The organism is Bifidobacterium sp. wkB338, from assembly GCF_003688325.1.
Classification (GTDB): domain Bacteria; phylum Actinomycetota; class Actinomycetes; order Actinomycetales; family Bifidobacteriaceae; genus Bombiscardovia; species Bombiscardovia polysaccharolytica.
The window spans coordinates 251872-266746 of sequence record NZ_NPOR01000011.1 but is presented as its reverse complement, the minus strand read 5'-3'; the positions used below and the strand labels follow the sequence as shown (position 1 = coordinate 266746).

12 protein-coding genes are annotated in these 14875 nt (G+C 61.4%); 1 reads left to right on the top strand and 11 read right to left on the bottom strand.

What is annotated here, in order from left to right:
* Positions 1–19: 19 nt before the first annotated feature.
* The 7 genes from gatA to rmuC are packed head-to-tail and all read right to left on the bottom strand — an operon-like array spanning position 20 to position 6616.
* Positions 20–1573, bottom strand: coding sequence for an Asp-tRNA(Asn)/Glu-tRNA(Gln) amidotransferase subunit GatA (gatA, locus tag CI603_RS02595; protein WP_121912925.1), 1554 nt, complete (start codon positions 1571–1573; stop codon positions 20–22).
* 4 nt (positions 1574–1577) lie between these two features.
* Positions 1578–1874 (bottom strand): Asp-tRNA(Asn)/Glu-tRNA(Gln) amidotransferase subunit GatC, encoded by a 297-nt coding sequence (gatC, locus tag CI603_RS02590; RefSeq protein ID WP_015022515.1) that lies wholly within the window; start codon positions 1872–1874, stop codon positions 1578–1580.
* A gap of 43 nt (positions 1875–1917) precedes the next feature.
* Entirely contained in the window at positions 1918–2907 is a 990-nt protein-coding gene (locus CI603_RS02585; RefSeq protein WP_147438270.1) for an ABC transporter permease subunit, read from the bottom strand.
* Complete coding sequence (locus CI603_RS02580; RefSeq protein ID WP_121912923.1) at positions 2904–3851, bottom strand: ATP-binding cassette domain-containing protein; 948 nt, start codon at positions 3849–3851, stop codon at positions 2904–2906. The genes CI603_RS02585 and CI603_RS02580 overlap by 4 nt, the downstream gene beginning before the upstream one ends.
* Complete coding sequence (locus CI603_RS02575) at positions 3848–4552, bottom strand: TrmH family RNA methyltransferase (protein ID WP_121912922.1); 705 nt, start codon at positions 4550–4552, stop codon at positions 3848–3850. Before CI603_RS02575 ends, CI603_RS02580 begins: the two co-directional genes overlap by 4 nt.
* On the bottom strand, positions 4549–5226 hold the full coding sequence (locus CI603_RS02570; protein ID WP_259465456.1) for an orotate phosphoribosyltransferase: 678 nt from the start codon (positions 5224–5226) through the stop codon (positions 4549–4551). Before CI603_RS02570 ends, CI603_RS02575 begins: the two co-directional genes overlap by 4 nt.
* A 37-nt stretch (positions 5227–5263) precedes the next feature.
* Complete coding sequence (rmuC, locus tag CI603_RS02565) at positions 5264–6616, bottom strand: DNA recombination protein RmuC (protein WP_121912921.1); 1353 nt, start codon at positions 6614–6616, stop codon at positions 5264–5266.
* A gap of 176 nt (positions 6617–6792) precedes the next feature.
* Here rmuC and CI603_RS02560 point away from each other — a divergent pair, with 176 nt between their 5' ends.
* The gene (locus tag CI603_RS02560; RefSeq protein WP_183122210.1) at positions 6793–8868 is read left to right on the top strand and encodes a hypothetical protein; all 2076 of its coding nucleotides are present in this window, start codon (positions 6793–6795) and stop codon (positions 8866–8868) included.
* A 75-nt stretch (positions 8869–8943) separates the two neighbouring features.
* On the opposite strand, the gene clpB is transcribed toward CI603_RS02560, so the two are convergent.
* From clpB to gluQRS, 4 genes are all read right to left on the bottom strand, one after another.
* On the bottom strand, positions 8944–11715 hold the full coding sequence (gene clpB, locus CI603_RS02555; RefSeq protein WP_121912919.1) for an ATP-dependent chaperone ClpB: 2772 nt from the start codon (positions 11713–11715) through the stop codon (positions 8944–8946).
* Between the two features lie 160 nt (positions 11716–11875).
* Complete coding sequence (locus CI603_RS02550) at positions 11876–12691, bottom strand: fumarylacetoacetate hydrolase family protein (RefSeq protein ID WP_121912918.1); 816 nt, start codon at positions 12689–12691, stop codon at positions 11876–11878.
* A gap of 66 nt (positions 12692–12757) precedes the next feature.
* Positions 12758–13576 (bottom strand): YggS family pyridoxal phosphate-dependent enzyme, encoded by an 819-nt coding sequence (locus CI603_RS02545; RefSeq protein ID WP_121912917.1) that lies wholly within the window; start codon positions 13574–13576, stop codon positions 12758–12760.
* 243 nt (positions 13577–13819) lie between these two features.
* Positions 13820–14863, bottom strand: coding sequence for a tRNA glutamyl-Q(34) synthetase GluQRS (gene gluQRS / locus CI603_RS02540; RefSeq protein WP_121912916.1), 1044 nt, complete (start codon positions 14861–14863; stop codon positions 13820–13822).
* Positions 14864–14875: the final 12 nt, after the last annotated feature.

The following is a 14875-nucleotide window of genomic DNA, read 5'->3' as shown; positions in this document are numbered from 1 at the left end:
TTCCGTTTCCTTCCGATGCCTACTTGTTCGATCCCTGGGCCAGACCATCCAGCCAGGGAGTGGACAACTTCCGGGAGATGGGTCCGCCCCACTGCTCCTCCAGGGCCGCCTCAAGAGCGGCGGCAGGCCGGTACATGACCTCGTCGCGCATCTGGGGGGCAAAGAACTGGAAGCCGACAGGCAGCCCGTCGTCGCTGAGCCCGGCGGGAATCGACATGGCCGGAGTACCAGCTAGGTTGGCCGGAATGGTGGCCACGTCGTTCAGGTACATGGCCAGCGGATCGTCCATCTTCTCGCCGAAACGGAAGGCCGTGGTCGGCGAAGTGGGCGATACCAGGACATCGGCCTGCTCGAAGGCCTTCTCAAAGTCGCGGATGACCAGGGTGCGGACCTTCTGAGCGGAACCGTACCAGGCATCATAATAGCCGGCGGACAGGGCGTAGATACCCAGGATGATCCTGCGCTTGACCTCGTCGCCGAACCCGGCCTCGCGTGTGGCGGCCATCATGTTGGCTGCCGTCTGGGGGACGCCATCGGGAGGCATGACCCGCAGGCCGTAGCGCATGCCGTCGTAACGGGCCAGGTTGGAGGAGACCTCAGAGGGCATGATGATGTAGTAAGCAGCCAACGCGTAGGGGAAGTGCGGGCAGGAGACCTGAACAACCTCGGCGCCCATGGATTCCAGCAGCGAGACAGCCTCGTTGAAACGTGCTTCGACGCCGGGCTGGTAGCCCTCGCCGCCCAGCTCCTTGACCAGGCCCACCTTGAGGCCCTTCAGATCGCGCTTCTGGCCCTGACGAGCAGCCTGGGCCAGAGGGGGAACCGGCTTGGGAATCGAGGTGGAGTCTCGGCGGTCATAACCACCAATGATTTCCTGCAGCAGGGCGGCGTCCAACACTGACCTGGAGACCGGACCAATCTGATCCAGGGAGGATGCCATGGCGATGGCCCCGAACCTGGAAACACCGCCATAGGTGGGTTTGACACCCACGGTGCCGGTCAGGGATCCGGGTTGGCGAATGGACCCACCAGTGTCGGTGCCCAGGGCCAGCGGAGCCTCAAAGGCGCCGACAGCCGAAGCCGAACCGCCGCCTGAACCGCCCGGGACCCGCTCGGTATCCCAGGGGTTGTGTGTGGGCTTGAAGGCTGAGTGCTCAGTGGAAGACCCCTGGGCGAACTCATCCAGGTTGGTCTTGCCCAGAATGGGCATGCTTGCGGCCTTGAGCTTCTTGATGACGGTGGCATCGTAAGGTGGTACCCAGCCCTCGAGGATCTTGGAGGCAGCCGTAGTGGGAATGCCCTTGGTGACGATCATGTCCTTGATGGCAATGGGAACGCCGGCCAGTTCCGGCAGCCCTTCGGCGCCTTCATGGGCCATGCGCTTATCGAAAGCGTCAGCCTGCTCCAGGGCCTGATCAGCGCTGATCTGCAGAAATGCATCAATGCTGGGCTCGGCGGCTTCGATCACATCCAGATGAGCCTGAACCAGCTCGCGGCTGGAGACCTGCCCCGACCGCAGCTGTGCGGCCATGTCGGAGGCGGATTGTTTAACCAATTCTTCCTGTGCACTCATCGTCTCACTCCTCACCCAGAATGCGCGGGGCCACGAACATACCGGACTCAGTTACCGGCGCCCCCGAAAGGGCAGCCTCCTGGGTCAGCGGCTCTTCAGCCTCATCGGGACGCAGATAGGCCTCCAGGGGGATGGGATTGGCAGTGGGGGGCACATCATCGCCGGCCACCTCCTGGACCTTGGTGATGGAATCGGCGATCACGTTGAGTTCGCCCTTGAGGCGGTCGGCCTCCTGATCGGTCAAGGCAATACGGGCCAGATCGCCCAAGTGCTTGATCTCTTCACGTGTAAAAGTTGGCATACCACTTATCATATGGGTGCTCTATGACACGCAGAAGACAGGGTCAACCGATGTCTGCGCGCCGGAAGACCAGGGTTCCCAGAGCACAGCATAGGGCTGTCCAGACCATCATGATCAGGCCGGCCTGCCACCAGGTGGGCCACCATCCGCGACCTGCTTCTGCAGTCCGGCCCAGGCCCGAGAGGAAGGTGACCAGCAGGCTGGTTGGGGTCAGCCTGAAGGGAATCTGCAGCCAGTCGACATGATGGGTCAAACCTCGCAGGATGCCCAGAATCAATGGCAGGATCAAGGTCAGTCCAAGAAACAGGCCGATCCCGCCGGCCTTGGATCGGCTCAAGGCTCCCAGGCCTAGACCCATCAAAGCGAAGAGGACCAGCATGAGCGGGCCGCCCAGCAAATCAATCAGGGTCAGCCCAGGCCTGGATGCAGACGAGGTGCCGGATCTGACTGATAGAAGCAGGGTCGCCAGTATCCAGCTGAGCAGCAGGCCCACCTGTGCCGCCAGCCAAGTCAGCAAGGCCAGAACAAAGCCCTTGGCCATAAGAACCATGCCCCGACGAGGATTGGCCGTCAGCGTGCTCTCAATGGTGGCGCCGGAAAATTCACGCGTGAGGGCCAGAACCCCCAGAATGCCTGCCACAATCATTGCCGGAAACAGGCCAGCTGCGACGGCCGACCAGAAAACGTCACTGGAAGCAGGCATGAGGTGGGCCGGGTATTGGCTGGCCTGTCGCCCCAGGCCAGCCAATACCCGGGGCGCACAAGCCATCAGGCCAGTGGTCAACGGCTGCAAGAGCATGACAATCAACAAGAGAACCCAGGTCGATCGCAGGGAGAACATCTTGCGCAGCTCCCCTCGGACCGCCCCGGAAAGGGTCAAGTGACCGGATGGCCGATGCAAATCCATGAAGGACAGCCCCGAAGTCCGACGCAACCTGGTAAAAGCGGAGCCATGCCGTGGAGTTGCGTAATCAAGTCCTGCGGGTACCTCTCGCCGACTCCGACGGGCCCGACGACCGTTGTCAGCACTCACAGTCTTGCCTCTGAATCACTCTGCCGCGCGCCCCTTCTCCCGTGGATGATGTCCTTGTAGGCCTGTTCCAGGGAAACCTCCTCCTGCTGGAAATCGTAGAGAACCACACCCTCCTGGGCCAGAATCGAGGCTGTGGATGCCAAGGGCGCACCCTGGATGCGGAAGCGGGCGGCATCTGGCGGACAGTTCTCGTCTGGCGGCAGACGAGTGATGCTGATTCCGGCAGCCGTTGCCAGAGCGGCCTTTAATTGGTCGGGCTGCGGCGTCACCGCATAGATGGAGTCACGGGAGTGCTCGCCAATGAACCGGGCCACGGTCGTTCTCTCCAGTATCTGCCCCTTGGCGATGATGACCAGATCGTCAGCGATTTCAGCCAACTTGTTTATCTTATGGGAGCTTAGGAGGACTGCCTTTCCCTGTGAGGCAAGGCTGTGCCAGATGCCCCTCATCCTCTCGGCTCCCTCCGGATCCAGTCCATCAAAGGAATCATCCAGAACCATGTTGCGTGGGTCGCCCAGGAGGGCTGCGGCCAGGGCCAGCCGCTGACTCATCCCCAAAGAAAAAGAACCCGTCGATCTATCGGCGACCGATTGCAGGCCAACCATCTCCAGTACCTGGTTCACCCGACGCTGATCGATGCCATTGACTGCAGCCAGGGCCAGCAGGTGGTTCCTAGCATTGCATGCAGGATGGACATTGCGTGGATTCAGTACTGCTCCTACTGTCCGCATGGGCGATGAGAGCCGGACGAACGGCTGGCCGTCGAACAGGGCTCTGCCTGAATCAGGACGAACCAGCCCTAGAGCGATGCGCAGTGTGGTCGACTTGCCAGCGCCTTTAGGCCCCACAAACCCGGTCACCCGACCGTCTCTGGCCGTGAAGGAGACACGGTCCAGTGCTTTGCGGGAGCCGAAACGCTTGGTCAGTGAGTCGATGACAATCATGGACCCGCCACCTCCGCATGCTGGCAGATCCAGGAGTGCATGGCCACGGCAGCCGCAGCCCCCGCATTGATGGATCGCACCGATCCAAACTGGGAGATGTAGACCACATCGTCGGCCAACTCCAAGGCCTTCTCGGAGAGCCCCGGCCCCTCGGCGCCGAACATGAGCAGGCAGCGACGAGGGAAGCTATAGGTCTCCATGGGAACGGCCCCAGGGACGTTGTCGATGGCAATCATACGGGGCATGGACTCCCCCTGCCCGGCTACCTCTTCTTGCAGGGTGGTTGCCATGGTCGCTATGTCGGGGTCGTGGACCACGTGCTGGTAGAGCTCGGTCATCAGGGAGCCCTTGCGGTTCCATTTGTGAGGACCAACTATATGGACGCGGCGGGCGGCAAAGGCATTGGCGGTTCTGACCATGGAGCCGATATTGAAGTCGTGTGTCCAGTTCTCCACAGCCACCTCGAAATCATGACGGCCTCGGCGATCCAAGTCGTCCCGAATGGCCTCGACCTTCCAGTAGCGGTACTGGTCCAGGACGTTGCGGCGGTCCCCCTGATCCAGCAGTTCACGGTCATAGCGCGGGTCTATCGGAAGGGGCTGCTCAGGATGCTCTTCCTGCCAGGGGCCAACCCCCACTTGCCGGAAGACCGGCTCATCCGAGACCATGGCCGCTCGGGTGACTGGATCAGGCTCCCTCATGATCGCTCCGGCGAACCGTCGGCAGTGCCGGCGAACTGATCCTCCTGGTAGGCGCAGATGAAGGGCAGCTGCTGCCGGGATCCGTCCACCGGATCGACCACCTGAATGCTGCCGTCTGTCCGGCCGCCCACCAGCGAAGCGATAGCCAACGTCTTCGCGCCCTGGCGCTGAATGATCCCGCAGTCAAGATTCAGCTCGTTATTCTTGCCCAAGGTAACCAGGGATGAAGTTTGCACATAGGATTTCCGGCCCAGCCAGGCATCCAGCAGGATGACCCGCCTGCCTTCGATGGATGGGCCCTTGATGGAGGGGTAGACGAAATCCATGACGAAGGCGTCCAGATCCTGCCCGCGCGAGGCTGCGGCATGAAGCATGGCATCAGCCAGTGGCACGGCAGCGGCGGTCAGGGCCCCGACCGCATTGAAATCGTCGACTGAATAGCCCGCATCCTCCAGGGTATCCAGAAGAACATGCCCGGCAAGTTCGGCCCCGCGGTGGTGGAAGGTGACCCCGCTCAGCTCGGTGAAGGGACGCCCGCCGATCTCCTGGGCTAGGAGTTCGCGCAACTGATCGACCGGCTCAGGCAGGTCCGTGTCGGATTTGCGCCCGACCAGATCAGGCGACCCAGTGGGCCTGAAGGATGAACCCTCTTGTCTCTTCGATGCCTCGTTCATGCTTATCAGACTAGCGCCGGAGGCCCCTAATCGGCACTCACTGCCCTTGGTCGGACAAAACTTCCGGCGCGGTCAGCTCCCTGATATTGCCCTTGTCTGAATCGATCATGTCGACCGAATCGATGACCTTGGAAGGGTCCATCTGCTGCAGCTTGCGAGCGGTAACCAGAACCCGCGATTCCAAAGAGGATGCAAACTTGTTGTAAGCGGTCACTGTGGCAGTGATGGAACGGCCCAGTTTGTTGGCCCGATCGCCCAGGACCACAAAGCGGTCATAGAGCTCGTGGGTCAACGTAAATAGGGTGCGGGCGTCCTCGGACAGGTTCTGCTGCTGCCAGGCATAGGCCACCGACTTGAGCACAGCCCAGAGGGTCACTGGCGAGGTCAGAGCCACCTTTTGGGCAAAGGCATCATCCATCAGGGTGGGATCCACCTCCAGAGCAGCCTGCAGAAGGGAGTCGTTGGGGATGAAGGCCACCACGAAGTCCGGGGCCGTCTCGAAGGCGTTCCAATACTCCTTGTCAGCCAGGGCCTTGACGTGCTCGCGTAGGGCACGGGCATGCGCCTTGAGCAGCTCGTCCCGGCGGCGCAACTCGTCATCCGAAGCAGTGTCGGGGATCTCGCAGGCCCGTTGATAGTCGGAATAGGGGGCCTTGGCGTCAATAGGAATAGTCTTGCCGCCGGGCAGGTGGACCACCATATCGGGACGCAGAACGCGACCATCCGAGGCCGTGACCACAACCTGAGTGTCGAAGTCCACATGCTCCAAGAGCCCCGCCGACTCGACGATATTCCTGAGCTGAGCCTCTCCCCAGGCGCCGCGCACCTTGTTGTTGCGCAGAGCCGAAGCCAGAGAGCTGGTCTCCTTGTCCAGCCGCCCCTGCTGCTCACCCAAACTCTTCAGCTGCTGCCCCAAGGAACCCATCTCCTGCTTGCGACCCTCCTCGATTTGGGCCACCTTATGCTGGAGGGCATCCAGATTCTTCTGCACGGGAGCCAGGGCAGAGAGCACCTTGCTCTCTTCCTCCATGCTCTGAGCCTGCCTGCGCCGCTTCTCCTCCTCCTGAGCCTGCGTACGGCGGCGCTCCTGCTCGATTCTGATTTGCTCGGCCTGTTGGGCCTGGGCCAGCTGGGACTTGACGAAGGAGAGCTCACGATTCAGGCCGTCCACCTTGGTCCGTGCCTCCACCAGAGCCGCCTCGGATCCGTGAAGCCTGTCCTGAGCCTGGTCCAGCTGCGAACGCAGCTCATCCACCTGGCCGTCAGACCCCGTGCCGACGGCCCTCCGGCCCTGGGCCCGACCCAGCGCATATCCGGCCAATCCTCCCAGGACCATACCGATCAGCAGGAGAAGCACAACCATGACTACCGATGACGTAGAATCGAACATATGTTCTAGTAAACCTCCAAGACTGGACCCGATAGTCAGATCGGCACGGCAGGTTGTCGGCGATGATTCGAGAATTCGTTTTTTCCGCAAGGAATCGGCCTTAAGACGGGTACCGGACCGCAATGACGGGCAGAATAGGAAATATTGAGGGGTTGGAGCAAGACCGAAGGAGATCCGTGGGTATCGACATCTTCCTAGCGATAGCCGATCTGGTCGTGGCCTGTGCGGTCACCTGGCTGATCATCTGGTACTTCCTTATGCCTTCGGCTCATGTCAGCGACCAAGATGCAGGCGCAGACTCCCCGGCCAACCGCCCCTGGCGCGATCCCGAGGATTGGGGCAAATGGGGGGCCGATCTGGACTCTCGCAGCCACCGTCTGCTCAGGCCTACCATCATTAGCGCCCTGCTGACCGCGCCCGTCCTGGTTCTGGATCTGTTCGATCGTTTCGGCCCCGATCTGATTCCCTCCTGGCTGACCAGCCCCTGGGTCCAGGCCATTCTGATAACCCCAGTCATCTTCTATTGCGGCCGTGGAATACTCATGGACGGGTGGAAGTCCATGACCGAGCACCGCTGCAGCCCCGATCTTTTGGCCATGCTGGCCACAAGCCTGGCCTACCTGTACAGCCTGGCCACCTGCCTGGCCGGGTCCCTGTTGCCGGAGGGCTCCCGATCCCCATACTTCGATCTGATCGGCGTAGTCATCACCCTCCTATTGCTGGCCCGGGTCATCGGCACCAGAATGGAAGCCTCCCTGGTGGCCTCTTTGAACCATCTAACAGAAATCCGACCAGCCTCAGGCCTGGTGGCTGATCCCGAGCATCCGCAGACAGTCCCCGCCCAGATTCTTGCACGTGACCGGATTCGCCCAGGCGATTTGCTTCTGGTGCGCACAGGAGAGCGCCCAGCCGCCGACGGGGTTGTGGAGTCAGGGTCGGCCCTGGTGGACGACAGCGAGCTGACCGGCGGCGACCGACCCCGGCCTTGCGGACCCGGTGACCGGATCCTGGCCTCCAGCAAGATTCTGGAGGGTCGACTGTCCATCCGCGTGGATGCCGCCGGCGACAACACCTATGCAGCCAGACTCGTGAAGATCATCCCTCAGGCCCTGGTCGAACGCTCCCCCGCCATGCGAAGAATGGATCGAATCGTCAACACAGCCATCGCCCTGATCATGATCCTGGCTGTCTGGACCTTCATGCTCTGGCTCATGCTGGGACCGCAACCCCACCTGGCCCACGCTGTAGGCAATGCGGTCTGCGTACTGACCATCGCCTGTCCCGCTGTCGCAGCCATGACCATCCCCATGGCCTTCCGAACCAGCTTGGAGACCGGCCTGGCCCACGGTCTGCTCTTCACTTCACCAAGAGCCATGAACCACCTGGGCCGGGTGCGCACGCTGATTCTGGACGACTCCTCTCTGCTGGATCCCGACGACTCGGAGAGCCAGGGTGTCCACGCGGAATCCCTGACCCGTACCGCCACCCATCTGCGCTCCTTGCGAGTGAGCAGCCTGATCCTGGATGGAAGCCGCCACCCGGATGACAGGATTGAGCGGGCAGCCCGTCAGGCGGGCGTGGATATGCTGATCACCCGACTGACCCCCGAACGCAAGCGCGAGTGCATGGATCGTCTCAACCACGACCTGACCCGGACCAGCAGAGGCGTTCCAGCGGATCGGACTGGTCAAGACACCGCATCCGCCGGGGAGCAGGGCCGAACCAGCCTGGTGGCTCTGGCAGCTGGTACTACAGCGGATCCCAAGCTGACGGCCAGGGCTCAGGTGAGCATCACTTTGGGTCCAAAACTTCAGGCTGACACAGACGATGCCACGGACGACATTGACCTGCCCCACCCGGATCTGATCCTGCACCAAGGCGACCTTGACGGGACAGGCAGGGCCATTGAACTGAGTCGGGCCACCACCCAGGTCATCAGGCAGAACCTGACCTGGTCCACTGTCTACAACGTCATCGCCCTGGCCATTGCCACCGGAATCTGCCAACCCTTCTTGGGCTGGATGCTCAACCCCATGATCGCAGCAGTAACAGGGGCCCTGTCCACCATCCTGGCCATGCTCAACGTTCGTCGCCTGCACCGGCTGCGGCACCTGCGCCGTCGCTGGTTGCACCTCGCCCTGATCGACACAGACCAGCTACCGACTGTAGCGGCACGGCGTCCCCAGGTCATCGTCGACAGCCAGTGGGAGTCCATGCAAGAGGGCAAGGATCCGGCGGCCGCTATGGACTGAATCCACAGAGCACAACTTGTGGCACAAAAAGGGTTGATACCCAGGATTATCCCGGGTACCAACCCTTAATTGATCTCAGCGAGACTGGGCCTGACCCTGATCGTCGCCACGAGCGGCATGACGGCCACGACCGTCATCGCCGGCATCAGCATCGGCATCGCCATCAGCTGTCACGTCGTTGACCGTGACCGAATCATCGACCAGATTCTCAGTGGGCCAAGCGGTCAGCTCCAGGTGGTCGCCGCCGGTCTGATCCACCAGGACCGTGTCGCCGTCGTGAACCTTGCCAGCCAGCAGCATCCTGGCCAGCTGATCGCCCACCTCGGTCTGGACCAGCCGACGCAAGGGCCGAGCGCCGAAGGCCGGGTCATATCCCATGTTGGCCAGCCATTCCCTAGCGGAGTCGGTGACGTCAAGGGTGATGCGCCGGTCGGTCAGCCGCTGGGCCACCTGCTTGACCTGGATGTCCACAATGGAACCCAGCTCGTCGCGGGTCAGCGGGTGGAAGATGACCAGATCGTCCAGCCGGTTGATGAACTCGGGCTTGAAGTTGGCATGCACCGCATCCATGACGGCCTTGCGCTTGCCATCCTCGTCCAGGTCGTCCCGGACCAGGAACTGCGAGCCCAGGTTGGAGGTCATGATCAGAATGGTGTTCTTGAAGTCCACCGTCCTGCCCTGGCCATCGGTCAGCCTGCCGTCGTCCAGAACCTGCAGCAGCAGGTCGAAGACCTCAGGGTTGGCCTTCTCCACTTCGTCGAAGAGGACCACCGAGTAGGGCCGCCTACGGACGGCTTCGGTCAGCTGGCCACCCTCCTCATAGCCCACGTAGCCGGGAGCAGCGCCAATCAGCCGGGAGACCGAGGCCTTCTCCATGTACTCTGACATGTCGATGCGGACCATGGCCTTCTCGTCGTCGAAGAGGAAGTCGGCCAAAGCCTTGGCCAGCTCCGTCTTGCCCACGCCGGTGGGACCCAGGAACATGAAGGATCCTGTAGGCCGATCGGGATCGGCGATGCCGGCACGCGAGCGCCGAACCGCGTCGGATACCGCGTGGATGGCCTCCTGCTGGCCGACCACCCGCTTGCCCAGGTAGTCCTCCATATGCAGGAGCTTCTCGTTCTCGCCCTCCATGAGCCGTCCCACAGGGATACCGGTCCAGTCCGAAACGATCTCCGCTACGGAATCCGCATCAACATGGTCAGGAACCATGGGCTCCTGGGCCGGTCCTCCAGCGATGTCAGCCCCATCGGGACCAGCGTCATTGGAGGCGTTCTTGGCCTGCTCGGCCGCGTTCTCCGCCTGGGCCAGCTGCTTACGAATGCCGGGGATCTCCCCGTAGAGGATGCGGGAAGCCTTCTCCAGGTCGCCCTCGCGGGTGGCCTTGTCAGCCTCGACCCGCTTGGCATCCAGCTGGGCACGCAGATCACCGACCTTGTTGTGCCCGGCCTTCTCGTTCTCCCAACGGGCCTTGAGGCCACCCAGCTTCTCGCGAGAGTCCGCCAGCTCGGCCTGCAGCTTGCTCAGACGGTCCTTGGAGGCTGGGTCATCGGCCTTCTTCAGCTGCATCTCCTCCATCTCCAGACGGGTGACGCGACGTTGAAGCTCGTCGATTTCCTCAGGCTGGGAATCCAGCTCCATCCTCAGGTGGGCAGCGGCCTCGTCAACCAGGTCGATGGCCTTGTCTGGCAGCTGACGACCCGAGATATACCGGTTGGACAACGTAGCTGCCGCCACCAGGGCATCATCCCCGATGGTCACCTTGTGGTGAGCCTCGTAACGCTGCTTGAGACCACGCAGGATGGCCACAGTATCCTCCACGGAGGGCTCGCCCACGAAGACCTGCTGGAAGCGGCGCTCCAGAGCCGGGTCCTTCTCGATGTTCTCACGGTACTCATCCAGGGTAGTGGCGCCAATCAGACGCAATTCTCCCCTGGCCAGCATGGGCTTGAGCATGTTGCCTGCATCCATGGATCCCTCTGCGGCACCAGCACCGACAATGGTATGGATCTCATCAATGAAGGTGATGACCTGACCGTTGGCGCTCTTGATCTCGTTGAGAACAGCCTTGAGTCGTTCCTCGAATTCGCCACGGTACTTGCTGCCAGCCACCATGGAGCTCAGATCCAGGGAGATCAGCCTCTTGCCCTGCAGGGTGGTGGGCACGTCGCCGGCTACGATGCGTTCGGCCAGGCCTTCGACCACGGCTGTCTTACCCACGCCAGGCTCGCCGATAAGGACAGGGTTGTTCTTGGTCCGCCGAGACAGGATCTGCATGACACGACGAATCTCCTGATCCCTGCCGATGACCGGGTCCAGCTTGCCCTCCTTGGCCTGGGCGGTCAGATCGGTGGAGTACTTCTCCAGAGCCTTGTAAGTACCCTCGGCATCCGGGCTGGTCACCTTGGCACCGCCGCGCACCTGGGGCACGGCCTTCCGCAGGGTATCGGCCTGCAGACCGTTCCGGTTCAGAATATCGGCAGCCTGCGAAGGACCCTGGGCGATTGCGATAAGCAAATGCTCGGTGGACACGTATTCGTCCCCCATGGCCTGCATTTCCTTCTCTGCCTGAGCCAGGGCCATGCTGAGCTGACGGCTGGCATCGGGCTGCGATGCCGTGGATCCGCTGGCCGACGGCAGAGCCACCAGGGCCTGACGGACCTCGGCTCCGACCCGTTGGCTGTCACCACCAGCGGCTTGAATCAGTCCAGGCACCACTCCGGACTGCTGACGCAGCAGGGAGTCCAACAGATGGAGCACATCCACCTGGGGGTTGCCGGCCGCCGAGGCCGACTGGATAGCATCGCCTATGGCCTGCTGAGCCATGGTGGTGAAGTTTTCGTTCATAGAGCATCCTCCAACATTCTTCGGCGGGGCCAGCCGAATCATTCGACCAGACCCCGTCACGGGTTCATCTGCCTTCTACAACAGCGAAAGGAGGATGCCTATTCCCAAACTTGAGCCTAAATGACTCAAGTTTTTATATCGCTTGTTTTCCTGCTATTCGCTACTCGTCGATGACCACATTGCGCAGGTATCCGATTCCCTCAACCTGAACCGTGGCCTCGTCTCGGTTTTTCAGGGAACCTGTGGCGTGCGGCGTGCCGGTCATGATGACATCGCCGGGCAGCAGGGTGGCGAAGCTGGAGATGAAGGCGATCTGCTCAGGAATGGAGTGGATCAGGTTAGCGGTGGTGCCGCTGGCCTCAGGCACCTCTTCCCCGTTGAGTTTGAAGGAAATCTTCGCATCACGATAGTCCAGGTCGGTCTCGATCCACGGCCCGAGGGGACAGGCGGTGTCAAAACCCTTGCAACGGGTCCACATAGGATCGTTCTTCTGCAGGTCACGCAGGGTTACGTCATTGACACAGGTGTAGCCCAGCACATAGTCCATGGCCTCGTTGACGCTCACCTTCCGCGCCATCCTGCCCATGACGACGGCAACCTCGGGCTCATAGTTCATGTCCTTGCTGTAAGAGGGCTTGACGATGGGGTCGTCAGGGCCGATGACCGAGGTGGAGGGCTTCATGAAGAGCATGAGATTCTCCGGAGGCTCCGGATTCGAGGACTGGCCATGTTCGGCCATGTAGGCGGCATGGGCGCGGTAGTTCTTGGCCGCTCCGTAGATCTTGGAGGGGATGACCGGGGCCAGCAGCCGCACATCCTCGTCGTCCAGAGGGTAGCGCTGACCGGTGGGCTCGACCTGCTGGCCGGTCAGGGGGTAGCCGCTCAACTCAACCAGATAGTCCTTGCCGTCCTGCTTGTCAGTTTGGACAAAAGCGTATCGTGGGGTGTCCTTGTAGGAAAAACGCGCGATTCTCATAGGGCACAGTCTAGCCCCAGGTCGGTCCTCTTAACAGAATCGGGTTCCGAAACAGGCAGTGGCTGGTCAGATAAAAGCCCGCGGGCCGAAGATGGCTGTGCCTACACGGACCTCGGTCGACCCCTCAGCCACGGCATACTCCATGTCTCCGGTCATTCCCATGGACAGCATGGTGCAGGTGTCAGTGCCCGGCTCCCCCGAATCCCTGATGCGATCGCGCAGACCGCGCAGGTGAGCGAATCCGCTCCTGATGACAGCCTCGTCGTCCACATGTGCGCCGACGGTCATCAGACCCTTAAGCTGAATCCCCTCCATGGCAGCCAGTTCATAAGCCAGATCCAGGGCTTGATCGGGGGCGCATCCCGACTTGGCCTGCTCGCCGGACTCGTTGACCTCCAGGAGTATGCCCACAGTTCTGCCTGCAGCCAGTGCCCGCGTGGCCAGCTTTCGAGCCAGCGAGGGCCCGTCGACCGACTCGACCGTGTCGACATATGGCAGGATCTTATTGATCTTGTTGGATTGGAGCTGCCCAATAAGGTGGAAGCCAACGCTGGCACTTGATGAATCACTGTTTGCAGTGTCAGTGCCGAGGGACAACCCCCTGTCCCGGCAAAGTTCCAGCAATCCCTGGGCCTTGGCGGTGACTTCCTGAGGACGGTTCTCGCCAATCCGACGCACCCCGGCATCGATGGCTGCCATGATCTCGCCCACGTCGCGGGTCTTGGTGGCCGCCAGCAGAGTCACCGAGTCTTCTTCTCGACCGGCGGAGTCCTCCGCTTTGGCGATTCTTTCAGCTACACGCCTGACCCCATCCGCGATCTGCCCAGCTCGTTCCCTGCTGATCTGCCGATTGCCCAGATCCTTGTGGTCCATATAGGCGACCATGACCCGCTACCTCCTTAAAATCCGGAAGCCTTGACTGAGGCCATGGTAACCAGTGGCTCATACCGGAATTCGCTCCGACCCCGAGCACCAAACGGCAAGACTAATGAACCAGGATCGATGAGTCACGTTGCACGCTTACGAATATCGCTATTCAGCAGTCACTAAACAATAATTCCCGCAAGCCCGAAAGCCGGCAGGTAAGCATATGCCATAAATGATCGACGCGGCTCAGGACTGGAGAACTCAAAAATCCGGCTTTGCTCCGGAAACGTTCAGCTTGCTCAGATCCAGCTTCCTGTCCTTGCTGTCAGCAGCCAACATGTTCCACGTGAAACCATCCAGCAGCTCCTGCAAATTCACGGGTCTGGGTCGATCCAAGAGTCCCAGGAGCCATCCACAGACCCCAAGCACCTGCCTTGCCGTCCAGCCGTCTCTTCTGAGCGAGCCCAGGTCTGGCGATCCGAAACGCTTGGACATCCTTCTGCCGTCCACGCCGTCAATCAGAGGCAGATGCGCATACTGAACATCAGGAGCCTGCTGCTGAAGATGATTCCGGATCCACATCTGAATGGCCGTGGACCTCAGCAGGTCCCTTCCTCGCACAATCTGATTGACACCCATGGCCAGATCGTCCACCGTCACTGCCAGCTGGTAGGAAACCAAACCATCCGAGCGTTGAACAACCACATCACCGACCTGCCTGGGCAAATTGAAGGACTGCGGGCCAAAAATCAGATCGTCGAAGCGACAGGTGGCATCCGACTCGTAGGGCTGATCAGGGACTGCAATCCGAAGGCTGTGCCTCTGCCCCCGAGCCAGCCTTTCACTGACCGCCTGAGGGGAAAGTCCTCGGCAGGTGCCCGGATAGACGATGAACCCGTCGCCTTCATTCGGCGCCGATGCCGCGCGGATGTCGGCACGGGAGCAGAAGCAGGGATAGATCAGGGGCTGCCCGCCAACTAATTGCTGCGATTCCAGCAACTTCAATGCCTGACTGTAAGCATCAGCGCGCTGGGACTGGTAGACCACCTCGCCATCCCAATCCAATCCCAACCATGCCAGGTCGTCCATGATCCAGCGATCGGCATCCTTGACCACACGCGGCGTATCTATGTCTTCGATGCGAAGCCGCAGCACCCCGCAAGACCCTTGCGACCTGACACCCAGCCAGGCCGCCAGGCATGCATAGACATTGCCCAGATGCATCCGTCCAGTCGGCGAAGGCGCCAACCTTCCTACGACCTTAGCCTGGTCGGCCTGGTCCACTCTCGGTTCTCCCTTGTGCATACCGACATGCTT

Excerpts from the sequence above, each read along its gene's own strand:
- gatA (WP_121912925.1), bottom strand. The coding sequence starts at position 1,573 with ATGAGTGCACAGGAAGAATTGGTTAAACAATCCGCCTCCGACATGGCC.
- gatC (WP_015022515.1), bottom strand. The coding sequence starts at position 1,874 with ATGCCAACTTTTACACGTGAAGAGATCAAGCACTTGGGCGATCTGGCC.
- CI603_RS02580 (WP_121912923.1), bottom strand. The coding sequence starts at position 3,851 with ATGATTGTCATCGACTCACTGACCAAGCGTTTCGGCTCCCGCAAAGCA.
- CI603_RS02575 (WP_121912922.1), bottom strand. The coding sequence starts at position 4,552 with ATGAGGGAGCCTGATCCAGTCACCCGAGCGGCCATGGTCTCGGATGAG.
- CI603_RS02570 (WP_259465456.1), bottom strand. The coding sequence starts at position 5,226 with ATGAACGAGGCATCGAAGAGACAAGAGGGTTCATCCTTCAGGCCCACT.
- rmuC (WP_121912921.1), bottom strand. The coding sequence starts at position 6,616 with ATGTTCGATTCTACGTCATCGGTAGTCATGGTTGTGCTTCTCCTGCTG.
- clpB (WP_121912919.1), bottom strand. The coding sequence starts at position 11,715 with ATGAACGAAAACTTCACCACCATGGCTCAGCAGGCCATAGGCGATGCT.
- CI603_RS02550 (WP_121912918.1), bottom strand. The coding sequence starts at position 12,691 with ATGAGAATCGCGCGTTTTTCCTACAAGGACACCCCACGATACGCTTTT.
- CI603_RS02545 (WP_121912917.1), bottom strand. The coding sequence starts at position 13,576 with ATGGTCGCCTATATGGACCACAAGGATCTGGGCAATCGGCAGATCAGC.
- gluQRS (WP_121912916.1), bottom strand. The coding sequence starts at position 14,863 with ATGCACAAGGGAGAACCGAGAGTGGACCAGGCCGACCAGGCTAAGGTC.